Source organism: Amphritea atlantica (assembly GCA_024397875.1).
Taxonomy (GTDB): domain Bacteria; phylum Pseudomonadota; class Gammaproteobacteria; order Pseudomonadales; family Balneatricaceae; genus Amphritea; species Amphritea atlantica_B.
Genome location: CP073344.1, coordinates 4,051,520 through 4,076,011 on the forward strand (window position 1 = coordinate 4,051,520; position 24,492 = coordinate 4,076,011).

Below are 24,492 nucleotides of genomic sequence, written 5' to 3' on the forward strand. Positions count from 1 at the left end.
ACCATCCAGTCGGCTCCTGTCTTCTTTTATATATATTCTGTCATTTTATAGAAAGATAACAAAAACATTAGCCGTTAACCTATAGATGTTTACCTGCCTGAGAAATCAACATGCCCGAAATCAGTAAATTCCGCATGCTGCTCACCTGTGTTTTAGGGGTCGTCGCAACCATCGGTATCGCCCGTTTTGCCTATACCCCGATGATTCCGGAGATGGCCCGGGGAGTCGGCCTGAGTGAATCGGTCGCCGGCTATCTGGCGGCGGCCAACTATGCCGGTTATCTCAGTGGCGCCCTGCTGATCTCGTTTATCCACAGCCTGGCGCTGAAAGCACGCCTGTACAAAACAGGACTACTGACGGCGGTGCTGACCAGCATGGCGATGGCCCTCACGACGCTTGAGCCTCTCTGGTATCTGCTACGTTTTCTGTCTGGCCTGAGCAGCGCTGCAGGGATGCTGCTGGGGGGTGGTTTGCTGATGCACTGGTTAATGAAGCGTAACCATAAGGCAGAGCTGGGTATCTTTTTTTCCGGTCTGGGTATCGGCATCGTTATCACCGCCATTCTCGCTGTCATCATTCAGGATATTTTCACCTGGGAGCAGCAGTGGCTGATTTATGGCGGGGTTACCCTGTTATTAATCCTGCCCGTGTGGCTCTGGTTACCCGACTTCAGTGCTGAGCAGTCACTGGCAAAACACAGCAAACAGCAGATACCTCTGCCTTCCAGCTTTATGCCTGTTCTGCAGCTGGCCTATTTTTGTGCCGGGGCCGGTTACGTTATCTCTGCCACCTTTCTGATCACCATTGCTGAAAATATTGACGCACTGGCGGGACAGGGATGGATGATCTGGCTGGTTGCCGGGCTTAGCTGCGCGCCTGCCAGCGCCTTGTGGGATAAAGTGGCCAGTCTCACCGGCCTGTGGCAGGCCCTGTTTGTTGCTTACCTGCTCAATGCTCTGAGCATTCTGATTCTGCTACTCAGCCAACAGCTGTTTGCCGTCACCCTCAGCGCCCTGATCTATGGCGCAAGTTTTATCGGTATCGTCAGTATGATGCTGTCGATGGTCGGACGACTGTTTCCGGAAAATCCATCGAAACCGATGAGCCGACTCACCTTCAGCTACGGTGTAGCACAGGCAATTGCCCCGGCTATCGTGGGCCTGATGGCGGAGTACTATGGTAACTTTGACAACGGTCTGATCCTGACACTGGTGGTTATGCTGACCGGCAGCGCTGCACTGTTAACCGCCCAGCGAATAGAGCAGCGGGCTGAACTATCAGCGACTCTCCGTAACAGTGCTTAATCGCCCCGGCTCCCAAAATGTAAATTAAGTGACTGAATTAAATAGCTGAATAAATTGACGCCAGCCCTTTTTATTCCGATGTTTAGATAATCGCTGAATGATCATTTAGGAGTCTGGTATGACCACCGATGTCGAAATCGCTCTACAATTCACTCCCCGGCCCATTGCCGAGATTGCCGGGAAACTCGGAATCAGTCATAACTTTCTGAACCATTATGGCCGCGATATCGCCAAGGTCAGTCTGCAGGCGCTCACCCATAACGGCCGTCAGCCCGGCAAACTGATTCTGGTGTCTGCCACCACACCTACGCCATCCGGAGAGGGAAAAACCACCACTACAATCGGTCTCGCACAAGCGTTTTCACAGCTGAATGAGTCGGTGTGTATGGCGTTGCGGGAGCCCTCTCTGGGCCCCTGCCTGGGGATGAAAGGTGGTGCCACCGGCGGCGGTTACAGTCAGATCATGCCTGCGGACCGGATTAATCTGCACTTTACCGGTGATTTTCATGCGATCACCAGCGCTAACAACCTGCTTTCGGCTGCGCTGGATAACCATATATACCATGGCAACGACCTGAGGATTGATCCGCGACAGATTGTCTGGCGCCGGGTCATGGATATGAATGATCGCAGTCTGCGTAAAATCGTTCTGGGGCTTGGTGGTAAAACACAGGGAACGCCCCGGGAGGGCGGCTTCGACATTACCGCTGCCTCAGAGGTGATGGCAATGCTGTGCCTGGCAGAAGATGCTAATGACCTGAAACAGCGCCTTGATCGCACCCTGATCGGCTATACCTATACTGGCGAACCGGTATATGCCGCGCAGCTGAAGATTACCGGAGCGATGATGGCGCTGCTACGGGATGCCTTGCAACCCAATCTGGTACAGAGTCTTGAAGGCACACCGGCGTTTGTTCATGGCGGCCCGTTTGCCAATATCGCTCACGGCTGCAACAGCGTAATCGCAACCCGGATGGCGATGCAGTATGCCGACTGGGCGATCACAGAAGCCGGTTTCGGTTTCGATCTGGGGGCGGAAAAGTTCTTCGATATTAAATGCAGGGTCGCTCATCTGGACCCGGATGCCGTGGTCCTGGTGACCACCGTACGGGCACTGAAGATGCATGGCGGTAAACAGATACACGCGCTGGAATCTGAAGACCTGACTGCCGTAAAGCTGGGGCTGGGTAATCTGGATAAACATATCGAGAGTGTCGTCATGTTCAATAAACAACCGGTGGTGGCGCTTAACCGCTTTGTCACGGACACCGATGCCGAGATCGCTATTATTCGTGATCGCTGCTCCGAGCTAGGCATTGCCTTTGCTGAAACCACCCACTATACCGATGGCGGCAAAGGCTCGCTGGAGCTGGCCCGCGCGGTCATCGCCTCAGTGCAACACAACAGCCCCTTCAAACCGCTGTATGACCTGAATCTGACCGTGCTGGAGAAGGTACGGGCGGTGTGCAAGCAGATGTATGGCGCCGATGATGTGGCATTCACAAAAGAGGCGGCAAAAGATCTTCAGCTGGTCGAACAGCTGGGCCTGAGCCATCTGCCGGTCTGTATCGCCAAAGCCCCCAGTTCACTGTCAGATGATCCGCTACTGCATGGCAGACCCAGAGACTTTGAAGTCACCGTCCGCGCGATTCAGATCAATTCCGGCGCGGGATTTCTGGTGATCCTGACCGGCGATATCCTGCGCATGCCGGGGCTGCCGAAAGAACCGGCGGCCAACCAGATGCATCTGCTCAACAGCGGCATAATCGAAGGGCTGGAATAACTAAAACAAAGCCCTTATAGCATCAAACTCTTCGGCATCCGCCGCAGAAATACAGTAAAATGCCCGCTTTACTATAACTAAGTAACAACTGAGCGGCTTTTCAGCGGCTCATCTATTCCGGATTTTTCAGATGATACGTGTTTCCAATATCAAACTGCCGCTTGATCATGATGACCAGGCGCTCACCGATGCCATTTTAAATACCCTCGGGATCAGCGCTGATCAGTTAACCACCGTTGAGATTCGCCGCCGTGGTTACGATGCCCGTAAAAAGAACACCATCTTCCTGATCTATACCCTCGATATCGACACCACTGTTAACGACGAGTTACTGAAAAAGCATACCGGTAATCAGTCGATCCGCCCGACGCCGGATATGGAGTATAAGTTTGTCGCGCAGGCGCCCACCGATCTGCAGGAAAGGCCGCTGGTCATCGGTTTTGGTCCCTGCGGTCTTCTGGCGGGGCTGCTACTGGCGCAGATGGGTTATAAGCCGCTGATCATCGAGCGGGGAAAAGCGGTACGCGAGCGTACTAAAGACACCTTTGGTTTCTGGCGGCAGAAGAAACTGAATACCGAGTCCAATGTACAGTTCGGTGAAGGTGGCGCCGGGACCTTCTCCGACGGCAAACTCTCCACGCAGATCAAAGACCCGAATCATTACGGCCGCAAAGTGCTGACCGAGTTTGTCGAAGCCGGCGCGCCGGAAGAGATCATGTATGTCAGCAAGCCACACATCGGTACTTTCCGGCTGGTATCCATGGTGGAAAAGATGCGCGCCAAGATTATCGACCTGGGCGGAGAGATCCGCTTCAGTGCCCGGGTTGATGATCTGCTCACCGAAGCAGGTCAGGTGACCGGGATTACCCTGTCCAGCGGTGAAACTATCCGCTCGAAACATATCGCACTGGCGATCGGCCACAGCGCCCGGGATACCTTCCAGATGCTCTATGACAAAGGGGTCTATATGGAAGCCAAACCCTTCTCGGTGGGGTTTCGTATAGAGCATGAACAATCACTGATTGATCAGGCCCGCTTCGGTAAAAATGCCGGCCATCCGGTTCTGGGTGCCGCTGACTACAAGCTGGTGCATCACTGTAAAAGTGGCCGTTCGGTGTATAGTTTCTGCATGTGCCCGGGAGGCACGGTAGTGGCAGCCTCTTCCGAAGAGGGCCGGGTAGTGACCAACGGTATGAGCCAGTACTCCCGTCAGGAACGCAACGCCAACAGCGCGATCGTTGTCGGTATTGATCCTTCCGATTATCCCGGCAATCCGCTAGCCGGGGTTGATTTTCAGCGTCAGTTGGAGAGCAACGCGTACCTGATGGGGGGCGAGAACTACGATGCGCCGGCACAAAAGGTCGGAGACTTTCTGAAAGGCGGAGCCTCAGAAGAACTGGGTACGGTACAGCCCTCCTTCAAGCCGGGGATTAAATTAACCGACCTGTCGAAAGCCCTGCCGGACTTCTGTATCGAAGCGATTCGTGAAGCGATTCCTGAGTTTAATAAGAAGATCAAAGGCTTTGCCAAAGATGATGCCCTGCTAACCGGTGTCGAAACCCGCACCTCCTCGCCGGTCTCTATCAAGCGCGGCTATGATATGCAGAGCATCAACACCCACGGCTTATACCCGGCAGGCGAAGGCGCAGGCTACGCCGGCGGCATTATGTCAGCAGCGATCGATGGTATTAAGATCGCCGAAGCGATCGCTATGAGCATCAATGAGCAGCACGGGATTTAACCTCTCCGGCATGAATCCTCCATGAGCAGCGCTACCCCCAAGCGGTGGCGCTCTAAGCCCGCTTCGAACCTGTTCACTGACCTCCCGTATAGAAAGGGATAGCGTATCAATAACGACGCTATACTCTTTATGCACTTTCCCCATCCGTTCTTAACTTATAATTGATAACACTATCCAAGTATCTGCTTTTTTATTCAGTTTTTATCTAAATATGGTATGTTGTTTCAGATGCTTTTTTATTGTATGCGGCAGCCCGAAGGGAAATAAAGCAGCCTATGACAAAATATTATACAACTGGACAGGCTGCCAAGATTTTAGGCGTGTGTATTCGCACGGTTCAATTATGGGTTGAGGATCGCCGGATAGAATCCTGGAAAACATCCGGCGGACATCGGCGTTTATCCAGAGAATCGGTCCATGCACATCTTAATTCAGACCGGTTAAGCAATGCTTTAACCACCGATTTATCACCACACACGGCAACCAAACAGTTCCTGATTGTCGATGACAGCAAAACTGATTCACGCCTGTTAACCCAGATTATCCTGATGGTTTTTCCAGATGCCGATATTGCTGAAGCGGCTGATGGCTTTGAGGCGCTAATCCGCGTAGGTAAAAAGCCACCCGATATACTGATCACCGATCTGAATATGCCAAATATGAATGGATTGCAGATGATTGAAGCAATCCATAAGCAACTCGGTGACGAAAAACCCACCCTGATCATAACCACCGCCTACGACGCAGAAGAACTGAAATCTCTGCCACCCATCCCCCCCTATGTAACCAGCGTATTCCACAAGCCATTGAATATAGACTTGTTGAGCAAATGCCTCACCCAGCTGAAATAGCGGCCCTGCCCATTAAAGTACAAAGTTGTCCTATATCAAAGTTTACTTCATCAATGTGTCACGCCATGACAGATAGCTTTACGCATGGGTCTTACCAGAGTATCAATTAAGCAGGTCGCCAAATTGAGACATCCATTTATTTGATAATGAATTGATAAGCATTACTGTACATCAATACTCTCAATCTCTAAATGGCTGCCCGAATGATCGAAATTGAAGGCTGGACAGAATTATGAAACACAATCAGTTGTTGTTCATAGGTAACTTCCAGCGCCAGCCTGAGTATAATTTTATCCGGGCACTCAGTCCCGGCATCAGAATACTGTCCTGTACAGATCTGACTCAGTTGCCTGAATCGCTCGACGCGTCCATCATCACCAGCGTTCGCTGGCTTGAGACGCTGTCAAAACCTGACAGAAAACGCCTGACCCAGTCCGCTCAAACGTGCTCACAATGGATAGGCATCAGTGACACCGGGCTTAAACGTGATGCGATGCTGCACTGGCTAGAGGCCGGGGTAAACCATCTGCTGCCTGCAGAATTTGAACAACCACTCTGCCGGCTGCTGAGCCACTCCCAGCCCGCCTCAGAGGCAGAGCAGACGGTTGTACTTCTGATTGCCGGGTCAAAACAGACGACCCGCAAGTACGCCGCTCTGCTGAAAAAGCACAATATTCACAGCGTTACGGTTACCAGAAACAGCAATATCGATGTTTCACTGCATAACGCAACATCAGACCTGATAATCGCCATCGACGGGTTTGGCATTAACCAGGTCAGAATACTTAAATCCCAACCGCATGCTAATGCTCTGCCGGTGATATACCTGACTGACAATTCGCCGGATACACTCTGCCTGCCAGACGCTTATGCTGATATTCCTATCGACCAGGCAGAATCACTGCTACCCGGCATACTGAGAAAATTTCAGCAGGATAAAACACAGCAGCAGATTGACACGCCTGACAGCCAGTATTTAAACGCGATTCAACGGTTAACCCAGGTTCTTGGCCAGCATGCCATTATCAGCGCGACCGACCGGGCTGGAAAAATCACCTACATTAATGACAACTTCCGCAGCCTCTCCGGATACACCGAGAGCGACCTGATTGGCCGGTCACACAGTTTTGTAAAATCAGGTCATCACTCAAGGCAGTTCTATAAAAGCCTGTGGCAAACACTAAAAAATGGCAAAGTCTGGCACGGGGTGATCTGCAACCGCAATAAATCGCAGCAGCTCTACTGGACTTATTCCCGCATACTTCCCCTACAAAGCAGTAACGGCAGGATAAGACAATATATCTGTATCAGTTCAGATATCTCTTCAACGCAACACGACCGGTCACAGCGACAGCAATTCGATCAATTGGTAACAAACTACCAGGACCACACTGGTCTGGCCCCCTGGGTTCTGGATATCAAAAGACAGAAGATCTGCTGGTCAATGCTGGCCGCCAGCGTTTTGGGAGTGAACAACGTGAACCTTCCGTTAACCAGTCGCCAGCTGCTGGACATGATTCATCCAGATGATAGAACGCACATAAAAGAGGCACTGAGCGCCGCTATGACAAGCGGCACTCAGCTCGACGCAGAGTTCAGAATAACGCCAGAAAATAGCAGTGAACGCTGGTTCTGTGTCAAAGGACTGACTATATGCGATAGGGATGGCAAGCCCATTCATATTCAGGGAATACTGGAGGATATACATGTTCAAAAAGTAGCCGAGGAAAAGATTTCCCACAGCCTTAAACTGTTCCGTCAGATGTTTAACACCAGTGACTGCTGCATAGCGATTTCAGATCATCTAGGCAAAATAGTGTTTATAAACCCCGCCTATACCCGGGTAATGGGTTACACCCCGGCAGAGGTCATTGGTCGGAACTGCAGAGAGCTTCTCAGCTGCGACGCTGTACTCGCTACAGAACTGGTAGAAATGCTGCTCAGAGAGAAAAACAACTGGAAGGGCACCACCAGAAGACGGCGCAAGGATGGCTCTGAGTTTATATCACTGAACCAGGCGGGCCCCATTTATAATGAATCGGGCACTATTTCCCACCTCTACACAACCTTCACCGATGTCACTCTGGAACTGAAAAATCAGCAGGAGCTGACTCGGGCAAAAGCGGCCGCCGAACAGGCTAACCGGACCAAGTCAGAATTCTTATCGCGCATGAGCCATGAGTTACGTACACCGATGAACTCGATACTCGGCTTTGCGCAGCTGTTGCAGCAAAATCCACAACTCCCCCCGGGAGGACATCAGGATGTCACAGAGATATTGAAGGCCGGTAATCATCTGCTACAACTGATCAACGATCTCCTCGACCTTTCTAAAATTGAATCAGGCCGGATCAGTCTGGCTTTCGAACCCGTATCACTGATTGATATTATCGCAGAATGTACAGCACTGCTTCGTCCCATGGCTGAGACCCGCCATATCAGTCTGCAATCTGAAGACTTTGAGGAATACCGGTTATTCTCTGATCGATTGCGCCTGAAGCAGGTCATCCTGAATCTGCTAACCAACGCGATCAACTACTCACCTCCGGGTGAAGCGGTAAAAATCAATTCCTCAGCATCAAATAACGGCCGTGTCAGAGTCGAATTTATCGACCACGGGCCAGGAATTCCAGCCTCACAGATTGATGAGTTATTCATCCCGTTCAAGCGCCTGGATCAAACCTCCGCGAAAGTCGAGGGTTCAGGTATCGGACTGACAATCAGTCAGGAACTGATTGAATTAATGGGAGGACAGGTCGGGGTCAGCAGCCAGCCGGGCAAAGGGTCTGCCTTCTGGTTTGAGCTTCCCGCTGATCCAGATCGTCATCAGGATAGGCAACATCAAACCGCAACCTTAACTGATAAAATTGATACCCTATTTGATAAAATGTAGTATCTATCAATAATGCCTTTAGTTATATTAATTCTCATATTTTTTATATGGCTATGGGGTTCAGACCCCAACCCACTGATCTCAAATTAAAAATAAAAACAGAGAACATTGATGAAAATAAATCTTCCGGTTACGAATTATGAAGTGCCGTATGACCCGCATCTGAATATCTTGTCGACCACCGATGCCAAGGGCGCTATTACCTATGTAAACCCGGAATTTATTCAGATAAGCGGCTTTGAGAACCGTGAACTAATTGGCAAGAATCATAACATTGTCCGGCATCCTGACATGCCACCGGCAGCCTTCGGCGACCTCTGGTCTACGGTACAAGCAGGCAATTCCTGGATGGGAATAGTCAAAAATCGCTGTAAAAATGGCGATCACTACTGGGTTGATGCCTATGTAACCCCCATTAAAAGGGGCGAACAAATCGCTGAATACCAGTCAGTCCGGCGCAAACCCGACCAGGAGTATGTGAAACGCGCAGAAAAGATCTACCCTCAACTGCTACAGAATAAAAAACCGCGACACATTATAAAAACCCCCTCGTTACAAACCAGAATACTTCTCAGCATTAATCTTCCAATCCTCTTTTGCCTCGCTACAAGCGCCCTTTTTTTCGAACTATCATCCACGCTGCTCACTATTTTCAGCGCCGCGCTTCTCATCTCTACGGCGCTCACCTGTTTATTTTTTGCACCGCTACGACAGCTGTCGCGGCAGGCCCGACAGATGGTAACCAACCCGGTGGCGCAATATATTTACACCGGGCGGACCGATGATATAGGCCAGATCCAGCTGGCAATTAAAATGCTCAGATCTGAAGCCAGCGCACTGGTAGGACGTATTTCAGATTCAGCCGACACCCTGACACAAGGCTCTTCAGAGCTCAGTTCTGCCGTCAATCAATCCGAAATAGGTGTACGCCAGCAGTTTGCGGAAACCGATCAGGTTGCCGCAGCCGTTAATCAGATGTCCGCCAGCATTCAGGAGGTCGCCGCTAACGCACAAAACAGCTCGGACTCCGCAGCCAATGGCTTGCTCGAAGTATCGCAAGGCAAACAGGTTGTAAATCAAAGCATGTTATCAATACAGGACCTGAAACAAGAGATTGAGCAGGCGGTCACGGTCATCGCCGATGTAGAGGAGAGTAGTAAAAGTATCAATTCAATTCTCGATGTGATTGGTGGAATTGCTGAGCAGACCAACCTTCTGGCACTGAATGCGGCGATTGAAGCTGCCCGTGCAGGTGATGCCGGACGCGGTTTTGCAGTCGTTGCCGATGAAGTGCGACTACTGGCAAACCGCACCCAGACCTCCACAGAAGAGATACGCGAAATGATAGAAAAGCTGCAGGGCAGCGCCGGAAAAGCCGTTCTCACAATGAGTCAGGGACAGATCAAAACAGATACCTGTGTCAGTCAGAATGAGGGGACGGTAAAAGCCCTGGATGCCATCTATAGCGCGATTGAACTGATCAGCAATATGAACACTCAGATCGCTGCTGCAGTGGAGCAACAAGGCGTCGTGGCCGACGAGATAAATCGCAGCGTCTTAAAAATCAGAGATATGTCTGAACAAAACCTGTCAGCGGTTGAGCAAACCTCTGTAACCAGTGAAAAAATGCTCTCCGTTTCTCAGGGTTTCTCCGAGCTTTCATCTCAGTTCTGGGCCAGACAATAAAGATCAGGTTAATGGATAACGCCATCTCTCTGCTGCAAGTAAGCCTCTGAAAAGGAACTTCATATGAACCAGATAAGAATTCTCCGCCTGACACTGACTAGCTGCATACTGGTCATCGTATCGCTTATCTCAATGCAGATTCAGCTTTCACAACTCGTCACTCATTATTTACAGCAGTATCCAGGCATTGATGCGCGACATCTGAAGGACATTATTCTCGGTTTGCTGATAGCCGCCATTATGTTGCTGCTGTTTGAGCAACGTCAGGCACGCCGTCTGTATATTGTCAGCCTGAAACTGAAAAAACACCATGCCCGACACGCTCAGTTACTGAACAAGCTGCCCTATGCTATTGCTGAGCTGGATGCTCACAAGGTCATCCATCACAGCAACGACGCCTTCAGCCAGGTATCGCAACTACAGGGATTGCGATCCATACAACAACAGATAGAGCAGTTGTTCAATCAGCTTGAGCAAAACAACTATCATCAAAGCACCACCCTGCAACAGCGGTTTCAGACCGCAGACACACCCATGATAATCATTGAGTGGCAACTGCATCGCTCGGGTAAACACTTCTTCCTCTCGGGACGGGATATCACGCAGCAGCTGGCTGAACAAAACAAACTTTCCATCGCCGAAAAAATACTCGAAAACACCCCCGTAGGCGTACTCGTGACCGGCCCGGATAAGCGGATTCAGTATACCAATCCAGCTTTCGAGCAGGTCACCGGGTACAGTAATAAAGACGTTCAGGGTAAGTTCCCTTCTGTTCTCAGCTCAGGAAAACAGGGAGCTGAGTTCTACAAAAAAATGTATCGCGCGATGGATAAAAATGGTTCATGGCAGGGGGAAATATGGAACCGAAAGCGTAACGGCGATATTTATCTGGAATGGTTATCCATCACTGCCCTTAAAGATGAAGCGGGACAAGACACGCACTACATCGGCATGTTCTCGGAGTTCACCGCACAGGAGCTGGTAAGAGAGAAGTTACGCACACTGGCCTACTATGACGGCTTGACCTCGCTGGCAAATCGCACCCTGTTTAATGAGCGTTTACAATGTCAGATCAATGACAATACTCACAAGAAACTCTGCGTCATTTTCATCGATATCGACGGTTTTAAACGCATTAATGACACGTTGGGTCATCAGATCGGCGACCAGCTTCTGGTTGCCATTGCCTGCCGGATAAAAGAAACCTGCCGTGAAGCGGATAGTATTGCCCGCTGGGGTGGTGACGAGTTCATTATGGCGATTGAAGTATCTGACAGCCACAAGGGAATCCAGACGTTCTGTTCCAAGCACCTTCAGTCACTTAAACAACCCTTTCTGATCAATGGCCGTGACCTGAGTATCACTGCAAGTATGGGGGTCAGTATCTATGGTGATGATGCTCACAATACCTCTGAACTCATCCGTAATGCCGATATAGCTATGTTCCAGTCGAAGAAGCTGGGTAAGAACCGCTTTGAAATCTTTTCACCAGCACACCATGAAGCGTTACTGGAAAGTATGGAGATCGAAAATCGACTGCGTATTGCAATCAAAGAGAACCTGATTGATGTTCACTTCCAGCCACAAGTCTTGCAGGACGCAAAAATTTGCGGGCTTGAAGCGCTGGCCCGCTGGCATGACCCGGTGATTGGACAGGTGCCTCCGCAGAAGTTTATTCAGGTTGCTGAGGAGACCGGATTAATCAACGAGCTAAGCCAGGTTATCTACCGTGTTGCACTGAAAAAATTTAAAACCATTCAGGCGCTGAATCCGGCGCTGGGATTGTCAGTCAATCTGTCGGTATCACAGCTTCAGGATGTCAACCTGGTGGCAACACTCAAGCAGGTAACCGATGCTCAGGGGATCAATCCCTCCAGCATCAAGCTGGAGATTACCGAAGATATACTGATGTCTGATTTAGAACAGTCTGTCCGCAATACCGGGCTGTTGAAAGAGATGGGGTTTCAGATCGCACTGGACGATTTTGGAACCGGTTACTCATCTCTCAGCTATCTGAAAGATCTTGATATCGATGAAATCAAAATTGACCGGTCGTTTGTTCAGGAGCTGATCTCTTCAGAACGAAATAAAGCAATTATTCAGGCGATTGTTGCGATGAGCAAAGTCCTTGATATCCATTGCGTCGTCGAAGGCGTCGAAACAGAAGGGCAGTTGAACAAACTGATACAGATCGGCTGCAATAACTTTCAGGGCTACTACTTCTATAAACCCATGCCTTCACATGAGATAACCGCACTGTTCACTGACTAGGCCTGTGGATTAAATTCAGCGCCGGGGCGTTACCCGGCTGCCATCGTGCAGCTCTGCCGGGGGGTAGAGCACCACCTGCTGGCCCTGTTCAAGCCCGTCCAGTACCTCAGCGCTAATACCGTTGTTATGCCCCACCTCAACAACTCTGAGCGCAGCCTTACCGGATTCAATGACATAGACAGCCCAGCTACTGCCCTGCCGCAACAGTGCACTGGAAGGCACGATGAGTGCATCTGAGGCTTCCCAGACGACGATACGGGCCTCCACCCGAAAGCCGTGTCCGAGGGAGGCTCGACGGGCTTTAGCGCTGTCAAAACGAATCGTGGTTTTGACCCGCTGCTCTTCAACACCCAGCGCTGAATATTTTGTAAACCCCCAGGGTTCAACCTTTTCTACGGTACCCTCAAGCGCCTCCGGCCCGCCCCAGTTTTCAATAATCACCCGGCTGCCCGCTTTTACCTTCACCGCATCCGTTGACAGCAGCTCAACCACCACCTCCAGCTCTTCATTGATGTCACCGATCTCCAGAATCGCCTGACCGGCGGGCAGCGTGGTTTCGCTCTCCTGCAATACCCGCAGAATGCTGCCGGAATGGGGCGCCACGATATTGATCACACCGGACTCTGCCGCGCTGTTATCAGTCTGCCCCGGAACAAAAGTGATCAGTTGAGAACGGGCGCTGGCCAGATCAGCCTGACGCATTGAGATTGAGGCTTTGGCCATGTCCAGTTGCGCTCTGGCCGCTCGCCACGCCTGTTTCGCTTTATCCAGCACAGAGTCACTGATTGCGCCACGCTGATGCAGATCGGTGAGCCGTGCCAGCTCGGCACGGGTCAACTCGGTGTCGGCCAGCGACTTATTTAACTGGGCCTGGGCCAGTCGTACAGCGGCTTCTGCAGAGGACACCGTGGCACGGGCCTGCTCCCGACTGCGGCTATCCAGGGCGACCGGGTTGGCGGGCAGCATCCGGGCAATCACTGTTTCATCCTGAATCACCCGGTCCCCCGGCTCAACATCGATACGCAGCAGCCTCCCTGTCACGGGAGTCGAGACGACGTAGGCATCACGCACCCGGGTTTTTCCTTCATCGTCGATAGTTTCCAGCATGGCGTCCCGCTGTACCTGGCCAATATCCACCAGCAAAGGTCGGGGCATAAATGCCCAGACCAGCAGCAACAACACAATGGCAACGCTTCCCAGCAATACCCAGTGACCCGACCGCTTTGACCCCATAATCCCCTTACTCCCTCACTTTTAATGCCGAGACCAGATCGATCCGGTCGATATCCCGCTTCACCAGCCAGCCGGATAGCAACGCAGCAACAATCACCGCCAGCGCCGCTATGCCGTAGCTTTGTGGTACAAAAACCGCCGTAATCCGGTAAAGATCGGTACTGAAGCCTTCCGATATGGCAAATACCAGGAAATAGCCCAGCAACCCTCCCAGCGGCAGCGCCAGCAACGTAATAATAGCCAGCTCAGCCAGCAGCACAAACGCCGCTTCCCCCCGGGTAAAGCCTATCACCCGAAGACTGGCAAGGTCCCGGGCGCGCTCGGCAAAGGCGATTCGCGCACTGTTATAGACTATCCCAAAAGTGATCACACCGGCTATCAGCGCCATCAGATAGCGGACGGCTCCGGCACTGCTGTCGATCAGCGTCTGAAACGCCTCACGGGCATCCTGCTTCAGGCTGACGCCAGCAATGGCTGGCAACGCTTTAATACGCCGATAGATAGCATCCTGCTTTGCGCTATCGATACGCAGATAAGCGCCGGATACCCGGTTTGGCTCACGCAGAACCCGGTTGAGGCTGTCCCGCGCCATATAGGCCGGCGAGCCAATCAGGGTTTCCGCCACCCCGGTCACCGGTATCTGTAACTGCGGCTGACGCCCCTCCCTGACATCAATATCGAGAACATCACCGGTTTTTACCCTGAGGATATCTGCCAGCGCAGTGCCCAGCACAACGCCCTCAGTTCGCATCGGAATCATCTGCTGACGGTCATCCAGGGCACGATTAAGCCTGGCATTAACCGGCAACCCAATAATGGCACCACGATAGCTATGCTGCCCATTGCTGAACCTGACAGCCACCGTGCGTAGCGCCTCAACCTCGATAACCCCATCAATACTCTGCAACTCAAACAGCACTTTGTCAGATAGCGGCTCAACAAAACTCACCGACAGATCACTGCGATCGATCAGGTTAAAGCTTAACTCCAGGGTCTGATCAAACGCACTCATCACGTTCAGCATCGCCACCGCCAGAGACATCCCCGCGGCAATGCCCGCCACACCGCCGGCGGCTCTGCCGGGCTGGCGCAGCAAGCGCCGGGCAACCATCCGCCCGGGCTGATCCAGCCAGTGTTTAAGAAATGAGGCTAACGCCAGGGAACGGCTGTAATCCGCCGGCGTGGGCGGCTGCATCGCGACGGCAGGGGTAAGACGAAAGACCGATCTGAGCACCAGCATACCGCCGGCAGCTGCGGCCAGAATACTCACCAGAATCCCGATCAGAAAAGTCAGTGGATCAACCTGAAACAGCAGAAACGGAAATTTGTAATAGCTCTGATACACCTGCGCCAGACTGCGGCCAGAAAACACTCCCAGGATACAGCCGACCAGCGCGCCGCTGACGGCGATCACCACAACAAACTTAAGATAGTGCAGGGTGATCTCAATATCCCGGTAACCAAAGGCTTTAAGCAGACCGATCGGGCTTCGTTCGGCCTGAATCATTCGGGAGATAACGATATTAAGGAGGAAAGCCGCCACCGCCAGAAATACCGGTGGTACCGTGCGACTGGAGACTCTCAGTCCATTGATCTCCTCCTCAATAAAGCGGTTTGAGATATGGTCTTCCAGCCCATAAGCGCCCAGCCCGCCGTAGGGTTGCAGCAGAGTATCGACCCGATTCAGGATCGCAGGCAACGAGCTGTCTACAGCGATCCCCAGCAGCAACTGATTAAAAGCGCCCTTCAGATCGTAAACCGCCGCCAGCGCCGACTGACTCATCCAGATCACCGCAAAGCGGGCGTCATTAGGGGCAAACTCCCCGGGTGGGGCAGAATAGAGAAATTCAGGAGCCTGAGCCAGACCGACAATCCGGAAGGTGCGGCGGGCACCATGCATCGTTGCGGACAGCGGATCGCCGGGATTCAAGCCATGGGCTTTGGCGAAATCCTGCAGCAGAATAATCTCATCCTCATGGGCGGGATCCGGCCTCCGCCCAGTGGTGAGATAAATATCATTCAGCCGCGCCTCCCCCTGATCCGGCAACGATACCGCCTGAGCACTCAGCGGCAATCGCTGACCCGGCAAATTGATCAGCGCACTGCCGGTTACCCGGCCAGCCACGACGGTGACACCCTCAATCTCCGCGGCTCTGGATAACAGTGACTGCGGTGCCCTCTGTAGTGGTGCAAACACCTGCGCCAAACGGTGGCGTTCATAATAAGCGGTGCGGGTATCTTCCAGTGACCGGACCAGCCCGTTCATCATCACCAACATCAGTACACCCACAGCGATCACCAGAGCAATCGCCACGGCCTGACCTTTCATCCGCCACAAGTCCCGCAACAGTTTGCGATCCAGCGGTGAAAGCCCGCTTAGCAACCGCCCGGTTCGCATCTGCATAACCTGATGTTCATACATTAACCCCGCTAACCTACCAGACCAGATCCTGAGCTAAACACTTTTCACTATTCAGTTCGATCTGCCGTATCTGTCCATCGGCAAAGTGGATCACCCGATCCGCCATGCCGGCAATCGTCGCTGCATGGGTGATAATCACCAGCGTCGTTCCCAGCGTCTGATTGACCTGCTGCAACACCTCCATCACCTGCCGGCCGCTGGTGCTGTCCAGGGCGCCGGTGGGTTCATCACAGAATAAAACCCGGGGCTGTTTTGCCACCGCCCGTGCGATAGCAACACGCTGCTGTTCACCACCGGAAAGCTGCGCCGGAAAATGATCGATCCGCTCACTCAGCCCCACCAGAGCCAGCGCCTCTTCCGCAGTCAGCGGGTTATCCGCGATCTCTGTGACCAGTTCGACATTTTCACGCGCAGTCAGGCTGGGCATCAGATTATAAAACTGGAAGACAAAGCCGATATGATCACGGCGATAGAGCGTCAGTGCGCGATCATCCATACGGCTCAGCTGGTGGTCAAAAAACCGCACCTCGCCTGCGGTTGGCTGATCCAGCCCGCCGAGAATATTCAGCAGCGTCGATTTACCACTGCCCGAGGCCCCCAATAAAACCACCAGCTCGCCCTCGGGAATCTGCAGGTCTACGCCCCTCAAGGCATGCACAGCGGCGCTGCCCTCACCATACACTTTGGTCAGGCCACTGGTGGAATAGGCGATGTCTGGGTTGTCTGAATCCATATCCGACACATCTGCATTAATGACTAATCACTATAAGAGTACATAGGTAAGCGGGAACACGCACAAAAAATATCTCCCCCAGATAAGAACAACAGCAAAAAGCCAGCGAAAAGCTGGCTTTAGTCATGTTGGTCAGAGTCAGATCAGCCGTTCTGGCGAAGGCCTCTCTGGCTGTGCCTGATCGAAGAATCCCTCCGTATGGATATTGCGGCTATCGGCACCCTGCGCCTTAACCGCGCCGATACAGGCATCCACAAACTCTGGACTGCCGGCAATATAGATGGCGTGTCTGGACAGATCAGGATAGAGGTCACCGAGAATATCCGGGATGCGGCCATGCTGTAGGCCCTCTTTTTCTTCACGGGTCAGGGTGGGAATAAATTTAAACCGCCGATGGCGAACATTCCACAGCGACATCAACCCCCGACAGTAGATTTCTGCTTCCGTACGGGCGGAAAAGATCAGATGTACCGGCTGTTTAAAGCCCCGTCGCAGGGCGGCATCCGCCAGACTCATAATCGGTGCCAGACCGGTTCCGGCCGCGAGGCAGAGCACCGGGCCATCGGTGCCCGGATCACCAATAAAGGTGCCGTAGGGCCCCGAGACGTTCACCATTGAGCCGGGATGGAGCTCATCGTGCACCCAGTGACTGGTTTTACCCTCCGGAACACGGGTAATCTGCAGAACGATTTCACCATCAGACCGTGGCGCATTAGCAATCGAATAGGAACGTGGCGTCACGGTACGGGAGGTATCGCTCAGGCTGATATATTGCCCGGGCCAGAAGCGCAACACATCGCCCACCGGACGCAGGCGGATCTCAGCGATCCGCGAAGTCCGCTCAATCCTGTCAACCACCACACAGCGCACATTTTCCCGGGGAGGAAACAGTTTTGGCATCGCATCATCGGTACCCCAATCAATCTCCAGCGTGTCACTGAGCGGCTTACACATGCACATCAGGCCGTAGCCCTCGGCGCGTTCCGCCTGTGACAGCGCCATATCCATCACCATTCCCTGATCAAACTCTCCCTCAAGCACCTTAACCTTACACTCACCACAGGCCCCGGCCCGGCAATTATTTGGCAGGGCATATCCGGCATTTTCAAGGGTTTCTAATACCGTTTCACCGGGTTTAGCGTCTACCTCTTTACCGGATGGGGATAAACGGATCGAAGTCATACTCACCTCCGGATCGGGTACTCGCCCAATCCTGTAACAACATCTTTATATGCACAGCATACAGATAGCCACTGGTCTGCCGACCAGTGGCACATCATGACGCTCAAAGAAACAAAGATCAGAAGATCAGAAGATCGGAATAATATCCGCTGAATCGAGATCCGCCTGTGTCACCTCTTCACCGGTAATATCCACTTCAGGAATCGCCGGGAACGGTGTGTCATACTTATCCAGAACCGCTTTCAGGTTGAGCATTGCGGTACGCCAGTTATCTTTCTTCGCATCGTATGACGGCACACCAAAACCCGCTTCCCGGGCAATCGCCTCAGCTTCACGCTGATTGGCGATAAAATCTTCCGGCAGATCCCAGAACTCAGCGGGTGGCTCAAACAGTACTGCAGAGAGGAACAGGTAGCCGGCACGAATCTGCTTGGTAATGACGCTTTTCTCTTCCGCTGTCAGCTTAGGATAATCACGTTCCATCAGCGACAGACAGATCGCCATATGGCGCCCCTCATCACGACCGATGTTTTTAAACGCTTCCTGAAATACCAGCTCTTCGCAGCTTTCAGACATCTGTTTAAAAATAGTTGCCGCAGCAATTTCGCCCATCAGGAAAGAGCTGAAAAGCACTGCCAGGCTGTATTTGGGTACAGCTTTTTTATACCCCCCCCAATAGCGGCCACCGTTGTAATACAACCAGGCAGCATTGCGCTTCAGGCGGCGTCCCAGATCGGTTTTCGGCTCATACTCCAGCGGACTGTTAGCTTCCAGCAACTTGGTAATGGCCATGCCACACATCTGCTCGTGATTCTGTTCATCCCGGGTAACAGAGAAGAAACAGCGACGAATCGCATCTTCCTCATGGTCCTCATAGGTTTTAATAAACGCTTCGGCAAACACCGGCGGGGCCGATGCATCAAATACCGACAACAGCGTCCACCAGTACGCGATCGCTTCCCGCTCCTCCCATGAATAGCTTGAAACATCCAGGGTATCCCAGGGCAGATCTTTCGGGTTCCATGCTTCACGCAAGGATGCATCCCAGATTTCCTCAGCCTTAGAGGTTTTGGTTTCCCAGCTCAGCGGGTAGATATTTGGCTGGGGCGTTGCAGGTGGAAACTCCATTGTTTGAGCAATCTTATCGTGCATAGCGTAAACCTCAATTCTGGTTGTTTTTGTTGTAGAAGTGAGGCAAAGCTAGCATTTGAGATACATAAATCAACATTAAATATTAAGATAATGTATCACAATAGGAACCATATACACCTTCAATAAAAAACCTAAATACATGTTTTATAAAAATTAAATCCGCAAAAATACGCACCAAAAAAAGAGATACCTAAAAATACAAATAACTATAACTATTGACTCATATCAATAATTTAATCTGCAGAAACTTAAACTTTCGACCTGCATCACTACAACCGGACACGCCTAATGACTAATTGCAATCCCATCATAGACATACTATTTGTATGGCAATTAGTAGCGGTATTATTCCCCCCTGTTTTTGCTTTCTGTATCATAGCGGGTTCTGGTAGACTGATGAGAATGGAGTCTCGTGATAGCCCCTACTTAAAATAATAATATTGCCACCGATTTAAAGCTGGCTACCTGCTCCGGATAAAGCGCATGTCGAGAAACAGTGCCGTACCACTGCTTATATACTCAGTATTATTTACCTCCGCGACAGCCAGTGCGGCACAGCAAGATTTCAGCGATCTCACCCTGAAAGAGCTGGTGGCAATGGATGTATTTACCTCGGCCTCCCTTGTGCCCACCCAGATCAACAAAGCGCCGGGAACGGTATACACCTTCAGTCGTGATGATTTTAACCGCTACGGCGTGCGTCGACTGGATGATCTTTTACAGTTTGTTCCGGGCCTGCAGCTAAATCAGTATCGTAAACGACATCGCTCCATCTGGGCCCGCGGCGTTTTGAACCGCTATAACGACAAGATGGTGCTGCTGGTTGATGGAGTACGGGTACGTCAGCTCTACTACAACCACTTCAGCCTTGGGGATAACCTGCCACTGGAATACATTGAAACCGTCGAGGTCATTCTGGGTCCTGCATCCAGCCTCTATGGAGCCAACGCATTTGCCGGCATTATTTCGGTTACCACCCGAAGCTTCAGCAACACTGAACAACTGGAAGCGGGACTGGAGGCTGGCAGCAATCGACGCGGCAAAGGCACAGCACTCTATAACAGTAAAGACCTGCAACTGTTTGCCAGTTACCTGGAGCAGGACGCCCCCTTTAGTTCGGACCGAAAGAGTTTTATCGGCGGGGATTCGCTTCAGCCTCTGAATGAGGACTACAGCAATATCCATATAAAAGCCCGGCCGCTGCCCCAGCTTACGCTGCAACTGGATTACAACCGCAATAAAACCCCTTTCCTCTTCATTCCGTCCACCCAGGATGCGTATATCGATAGTGACTACCTGAACCTGTCGGCTCATTATGAAATCGGTTCTATCGATGAAGGACAGCTAAAAAGCAGCATCTATTATCAGAAGGATAACACCCGGGAGTATGAGCTGGAGCAGCTAACCCAGTCGCTGGGGTACGAGGAACATCAGAATGCCACCATGGCCGGGGCCTCATTAACCCTGCTGAAACAGTTTGATCAACACACACTGACCGGCGGCCTGGACTGGCGATATGAGAAAGCAGAGCGAAGCGACTATACCCGTAATTATCATTTTGCCAGTGGTTTTCTGCCCACCCCTGAAACCGGCAACCTGCTTTCCCAACCCGATATAACCAACAATGATTATGCCGCATTCGTTCAGGATATCTGGCAGATTCGTCCGGACCTGAGCCTGACGATTGGCGGACGCTATGATTACTTCGAACAGTTTGGCGGTTACTTTAACCACCGCACAGCACTGGTGTATACCCCTGATAATCAGCAAACCTGGAAACTGCAACACGGCACCGCGATCCGCACACCGGGATTCAGGGAATATCTGAAGGTACTGGAAGGCACCAGTTTCATCCCCCCTCAGGTAGAGGCTGAACGAATCGCGATGACTGAGCTGGGCTACCTCTACCAGTGGGATGAGGCGAGCTTGAATATCAACCTGTTCAGAAGCCAGATTGATGATTTTATTCAGGAAATGCCGACACCCGGTCCGGACAGTAGCGATGAGTATTTTGCCAACAGCGACTCTGTTTATCGAATGCGCGGCGCTGAATTATTGCTGAATCTGCGACCCACACAAAAGCTCAATACCCGCCTCGGCATCAGCTACCTGGAAACCGACGCCGATGCAGGAGCCCAGCCCTATCTGGCCTCCTGGAGCGGCAGCCTGCAAAGCGATTATCAGCTAAGCCAGAATCATCTGCTGGGCGCCAGCCTGATCTATAGCAGCAGCCGAACCGATACCAACAACTGGAATGATGCCGCTGATTCGTTCACAACGGTCAACCTGTTTGGTTCAGGAAGGCTGACACGGGAACTGAATTACGCATTTGGGGTTGATAACCTGTTTGATAAACGGGTGATGGACCCTGCCGCAGACTTCGGCAAGCTGCACAACAATGAACGCAGTGAAAGAGAGTTCTGGATCCGACTGCAATGGAATCATGATCTTCTATGATGAATGCGGTGCACCACTTTTCATCCCTTTACCTGCGGCGTAAACCTGTGTTGCTGTTGCTGCTCGTCTGCCTGTGGCCACTCAACCTCAAAGCCGAGTCCCATGAATACAAACTGCAGCAGGTCAAAGCCGCCATTCTGTTCAATATTGCGAAGTTCGTCCGCTGGCCAGACAAAACGGTATCGCAAAGCCCGGATCATCTGACAATCTGTCACTACCGTGAAAATACCCTTAGTCCGGCTTTTCAGTCCATTTATGGAAAGCGGGTGCAACACAGAACAATCAATGACAAGCTGATTGGTACACTCGCCGGGGCTGACCAGTGTGCTATGCTGTTCATTCCGCTCTCGCAGCTCAGGACGTTCGCTGAAGATCAGGCTCATCATGGCCCATTGCCTGTCTTAACGATCGCGGATCTGACAGAAAGCTACTCCACCGAATCATCCGATTCCCGGGCGGCAGTCAATCTCATCCGCCAGGGTTCACGCATAGGTCTCGACATCTATCTTCCTGAGGTCACACGAAACGGGCTGACGATCAGCTCAGAACTCCTCAAATTAGCCCGAGTCAGGAGGTAGCACTGATGTCGATCTTTAAACGCCTCCCGCTGCGTCGCAAGCTGATGTCACTGTTAATCCTGATAAGCAGTACTGTACTGGCACTGGCCACCACCGGTTTTGCCCTGCACGACTGGTTTGATTCCAAGCTGCAGGCGACCGAGAACCTGCGCTCCCAGGCGGACATCATCAGCACCAACTCCATTGCCGCACTCACCTTTGGCGATGCCGAGGCCGCCAGAATCACGCTGACATCACTGGATAATGTTCAGGATATAGTCCTGGCGGTACTCTATGATGCTGACGGGCAGCTATTTGCAAAATACTCACCCCATAATTATCCGTTACCCGAGCTGCCCGAAAGCAGCGAAGGACAGCTTAACAACGCCCTTTATGTGGTACGACCGGTAACAATAGATCGGGAGATCATCGGCTACACCCTGCTACTCTCCGATCTCAGCAGCCTGACAACCCGACGAGGCGACCAGATGAGTATCGCATTTGCGGTATTTCTGCTGTCCCTGATCGTTGTGCTGCTGCTATCAAGCGTTGCCCAGCGAATAGTCACCCGGCCGATTACTGAACTGGCCACGACCGTCCGTAAAATCACCCGTACACGAAACTACCAGCTAAGGGTTCGCAGCCGCTCTGAAGATGAGATTGGCAATCTGGCAACCGACTTCAACCAGATGATTGAACAGATTCAGGTCCGCGACAATGAACTGGAGCAAGCCCGGCAACAACTGGAAGAGAAAGTTAAAGACCGTACCGCAGAATTACTGTTACTGACCCGGCAACTGGAACATCAGGCGTTTCATGACAGCCTGACCGGCCTGCCCAACAGAGCCACCTTCGATAATAACCTGAACACCGCAATCAGTTATGCCCAGAGGCGCAACGAACAGCTGACGGTCATGTTTCTTGATCTCGACCGTTTTAAGGATATCAATGACTCTCTGGGCCATGATATGGGCGATCAGCTGCTGATAGAGCTGTCATCACGCCTGCAGCACTGCCTGAGAAGCAGCGACACTCTGGCCCGGTTAGGCGGCGATGAATTTGCTATTCTGGCGATCAATACTTCACAGAACAGAGCCTCAGATATCGCCACAAAACTAATCAGAACGATCCAGCAACCTGTTGTTATTGATGGGTTTAACCTGCAGGTGACGACCAGTATCGGTATCAGTATCTACCCGACGGATGGCACTGATGCAACCACCATTGTAAAACATGCTGATACCGCGATGTATTGCTCAAAGGCGGCCGGCAGAGACCAGTTCAGTTTCTTTGCCAAACAGATGAATATCCGCTCTGAACGCCGCATTCATCTGGCACAGAAGCTCAGACAGGCGATCGAAGAACAACGCTTCGAAGTCTATTATCAGCCAAAATGGTGTATCCGGCGCAACAAAATTGTGGGTATGGAAGCCCTGATTCGCTGGTTCGATGCGCACGAAGGCGCGATACCACCCGATGAATTTATCCCCCTCGCCGAGGATCAGGGTCTGATTGGTCTGGTTGACCAGTGGGTCATTAAAAAAGCCTGCCAGGATATTCTGCAAGTGCGTCAGCAGTTCGGCGAACATATCCAGCTGTCTGTGAATTTCTCCCCGGCGCACTTTATTCGCCGGGATCTCTATAAACGGATAGCTGAAATTCTCTCAGAAACCGGTTTTCCGGGAACCTCACTGGAACTGGAAATAACCGAAACCTTTATGGCAACGGAAAATGAGTCACTGCTTGAGCAACTGAACCAGATTCGAGATCTGGGCGTCGAAATATCTATTGATGACTTCGGTATCGCCTATTCTTCTCTCAGCCGACTGAAACGACTGCCACTGAACACCCTTAAAATTGACCGCTCTTTTATTCGCGATATTGGCAGCGATCAGGACGACGAGGTGATCGTCAAAACGATTATCGATATGGCCCACAACCTGAATCTGAAGGTCGTTGCAGAGGGGGTTGAAACAGCAGAACAACTGGCCTTTGTGCGACAATACAACTGTGATCAGGTACAAGGGTTCCTGTTCAGCCCGCCCATCCCCCTGCAGCAACTGATCCAGCTAATGGAGCAGCAGGAATCTCCCGTTAAGGCCTGACCTTTATACCGCCAAACGGCTACAGATACGTCCCTCACTTTTCAGTCTCCGACACCCAATGTCACATGCCTTGACTTGACCGCCGTGGAATATAAAGCTGTCCATGTTCGCGTCCTCACGGC

General features: G+C 51.8%; 15 protein-coding genes. 10 read left to right on the forward strand and 5 right to left on the reverse strand.

The window, feature by feature from the left end; genetic code table 11:
• Window positions 1-110: 110 nt before the first annotated feature.
• The 7 genes from KDX31_18670 (at window position 111) to KDX31_18700 (ending at window position 12,529) form a co-directional block, all read left to right on the forward strand.
• Complete coding sequence (locus KDX31_18670) at window positions 111-1,304, forward strand: YbfB/YjiJ family MFS transporter (GenBank protein ID UTW03312.1); 1,194 nt, start codon at window positions 111-113, stop codon at window positions 1,302-1,304.
• A 118-nt stretch (window positions 1,305-1,422) separates the two neighbouring features.
• A complete protein-coding gene (locus KDX31_18675) occupies window positions 1,423-3,087 on the forward strand; it encodes a formate--tetrahydrofolate ligase (GenBank protein UTW03313.1) in 1,665 nt (554 codons plus the stop codon).
• A 130-nt stretch (window positions 3,088-3,217) separates the two neighbouring features.
• A complete protein-coding gene (locus tag KDX31_18680) occupies window positions 3,218-4,828 on the forward strand; it encodes an NAD(P)/FAD-dependent oxidoreductase (GenBank protein ID UTW03314.1) in 1,611 nt (536 codons plus the stop codon).
• A gap of 275 nt (window positions 4,829-5,103) precedes the next feature.
• Window positions 5,104-5,679, forward strand: coding sequence for a response regulator (locus KDX31_18685; GenBank protein ID UTW03315.1), 576 nt, complete (start codon window positions 5,104-5,106; stop codon window positions 5,677-5,679).
• A gap of 232 nt (window positions 5,680-5,911) precedes the next feature.
• Window positions 5,912-8,572 (forward strand): PAS domain S-box protein, encoded by a 2,661-nt coding sequence (locus KDX31_18690; GenBank protein UTW03316.1) that lies wholly within the window; start codon window positions 5,912-5,914, stop codon window positions 8,570-8,572.
• A gap of 162 nt (window positions 8,573-8,734) precedes the next feature.
• Window positions 8,735-10,258 (forward strand): methyl-accepting chemotaxis protein, encoded by a 1,524-nt coding sequence (locus KDX31_18695; GenBank protein ID UTW05453.1) that lies wholly within the window; start codon window positions 8,735-8,737, stop codon window positions 10,256-10,258.
• A gap of 63 nt (window positions 10,259-10,321) precedes the next feature.
• On the forward strand, window positions 10,322-12,529 hold the full coding sequence (locus KDX31_18700) for an EAL domain-containing protein (GenBank protein UTW03317.1): 2,208 nt from the start codon (window positions 10,322-10,324) through the stop codon (window positions 12,527-12,529).
• 15 nt (window positions 12,530-12,544) lie between these two features.
• On the opposite strand, the gene KDX31_18705 is transcribed toward KDX31_18700, so the two are convergent.
• The 5 genes from KDX31_18705 to KDX31_18725 all read right to left on the reverse strand — a co-directional run bounded on the left by KDX31_18705 (window position 12,545) and on the right by KDX31_18725 (window position 19,251).
• The gene (locus KDX31_18705; GenBank protein UTW03318.1) at window positions 12,545-13,762 is read right to left on the reverse strand and encodes an HlyD family efflux transporter periplasmic adaptor subunit; all 1,218 of its coding nucleotides are present in this window, start codon (window positions 13,760-13,762) and stop codon (window positions 12,545-12,547) included.
• Window positions 13,763-13,769: 7 nt separating this feature from the next.
• Window positions 13,770-16,076: an FtsX-like permease family protein gene (locus tag KDX31_18710; protein ID UTW05454.1), complete on the reverse strand. Its 2,307-nt coding sequence runs from the start codon at window positions 16,074-16,076 to the stop codon at window positions 13,770-13,772.
• 121 nt (window positions 16,077-16,197) lie between these two features.
• On the reverse strand, window positions 16,198-16,917 hold the full coding sequence (locus KDX31_18715) for an ABC transporter ATP-binding protein (protein UTW03319.1): 720 nt from the start codon (window positions 16,915-16,917) through the stop codon (window positions 16,198-16,200).
• Window positions 16,918-17,055: 138 nt separating this feature from the next.
• Entirely contained in the window at window positions 17,056-18,099 is a 1,044-nt protein-coding gene (locus KDX31_18720; protein UTW03320.1) for a 2Fe-2S iron-sulfur cluster binding domain-containing protein, read from the reverse strand.
• A gap of 126 nt (window positions 18,100-18,225) precedes the next feature.
• Complete coding sequence (locus KDX31_18725) at window positions 18,226-19,251, reverse strand: hypothetical protein (GenBank protein UTW03321.1); 1,026 nt, start codon at window positions 19,249-19,251, stop codon at window positions 18,226-18,228.
• A 483-nt stretch (window positions 19,252-19,734) separates the two neighbouring features.
• On the opposite strand from KDX31_18725, the gene KDX31_18730 reads away from it, so the two are divergent.
• The 3 genes from KDX31_18730 to KDX31_18740 are packed head-to-tail and all read left to right on the forward strand — an operon-like array spanning window position 19,735 to window position 24,370.
• Window positions 19,735-21,708, forward strand: a complete 1,974-nt coding sequence (locus KDX31_18730) for a TonB-dependent receptor (GenBank protein UTW03322.1) — start codon at window positions 19,735-19,737, stop codon at window positions 21,706-21,708.
• The gene (locus tag KDX31_18735) at window positions 21,705-22,286 is read left to right on the forward strand and encodes a YfiR family protein (protein ID UTW03323.1); all 582 of its coding nucleotides are present in this window, start codon (window positions 21,705-21,707) and stop codon (window positions 22,284-22,286) included. Before KDX31_18730 ends, KDX31_18735 begins: the two co-directional genes overlap by 4 nt.
• A 5-nt stretch (window positions 22,287-22,291) precedes the next feature.
• Window positions 22,292-24,370 carry an EAL domain-containing protein gene (locus tag KDX31_18740; GenBank protein ID UTW03324.1) on the forward strand — a complete coding sequence of 693 codons (2,079 nt, stop codon included), beginning with the start codon at window positions 22,292-22,294 and terminating at the stop codon, window positions 24,368-24,370.
• Window positions 24,371-24,492 lie beyond the last annotated feature (122 nt).

Coding starts and splice junctions, on each gene's coding strand:
- KDX31_18685 (UTW03315.1), top strand. CDS start 5,104: ATGACAAAATATTATACAACTGGACAGGCTGCCAAGATTTTAGGCGTG.
- KDX31_18675 (UTW03313.1), top strand. CDS start 1,423: ATGACCACCGATGTCGAAATCGCTCTACAATTCACTCCCCGGCCCATT.
- KDX31_18720 (UTW03320.1), bottom strand. CDS start 18,099: ATGACTTCGATCCGTTTATCCCCATCCGGTAAAGAGGTAGACGCTAAA.
- KDX31_18700 (UTW03317.1), top strand. CDS start 10,322: ATGAACCAGATAAGAATTCTCCGCCTGACACTGACTAGCTGCATACTG.
- KDX31_18740 (UTW03324.1), top strand. CDS start 22,292: ATGTCGATCTTTAAACGCCTCCCGCTGCGTCGCAAGCTGATGTCACTG.
- KDX31_18690 (UTW03316.1), top strand. CDS start 5,912: ATGAAACACAATCAGTTGTTGTTCATAGGTAACTTCCAGCGCCAGCCT.
- KDX31_18730 (UTW03322.1), top strand. CDS start 19,735: ATGTCGAGAAACAGTGCCGTACCACTGCTTATATACTCAGTATTATTT.
- KDX31_18725 (UTW03321.1), bottom strand. CDS start 19,251: ATGCACGATAAGATTGCTCAAACAATGGAGTTTCCACCTGCAACGCCC.
- KDX31_18735 (UTW03323.1), top strand. CDS start 21,705: ATGATGAATGCGGTGCACCACTTTTCATCCCTTTACCTGCGGCGTAAA.
- KDX31_18680 (UTW03314.1), top strand. CDS start 3,218: ATGATACGTGTTTCCAATATCAAACTGCCGCTTGATCATGATGACCAG.
- KDX31_18670 (UTW03312.1), top strand. CDS start 111: ATGCCCGAAATCAGTAAATTCCGCATGCTGCTCACCTGTGTTTTAGGG.
- KDX31_18715 (UTW03319.1), bottom strand. CDS start 16,917: ATGGATTCAGACAACCCAGACATCGCCTATTCCACCAGTGGCCTGACC.
- KDX31_18705 (UTW03318.1), bottom strand. CDS start 13,762: ATGGGGTCAAAGCGGTCGGGTCACTGGGTATTGCTGGGAAGCGTTGCC.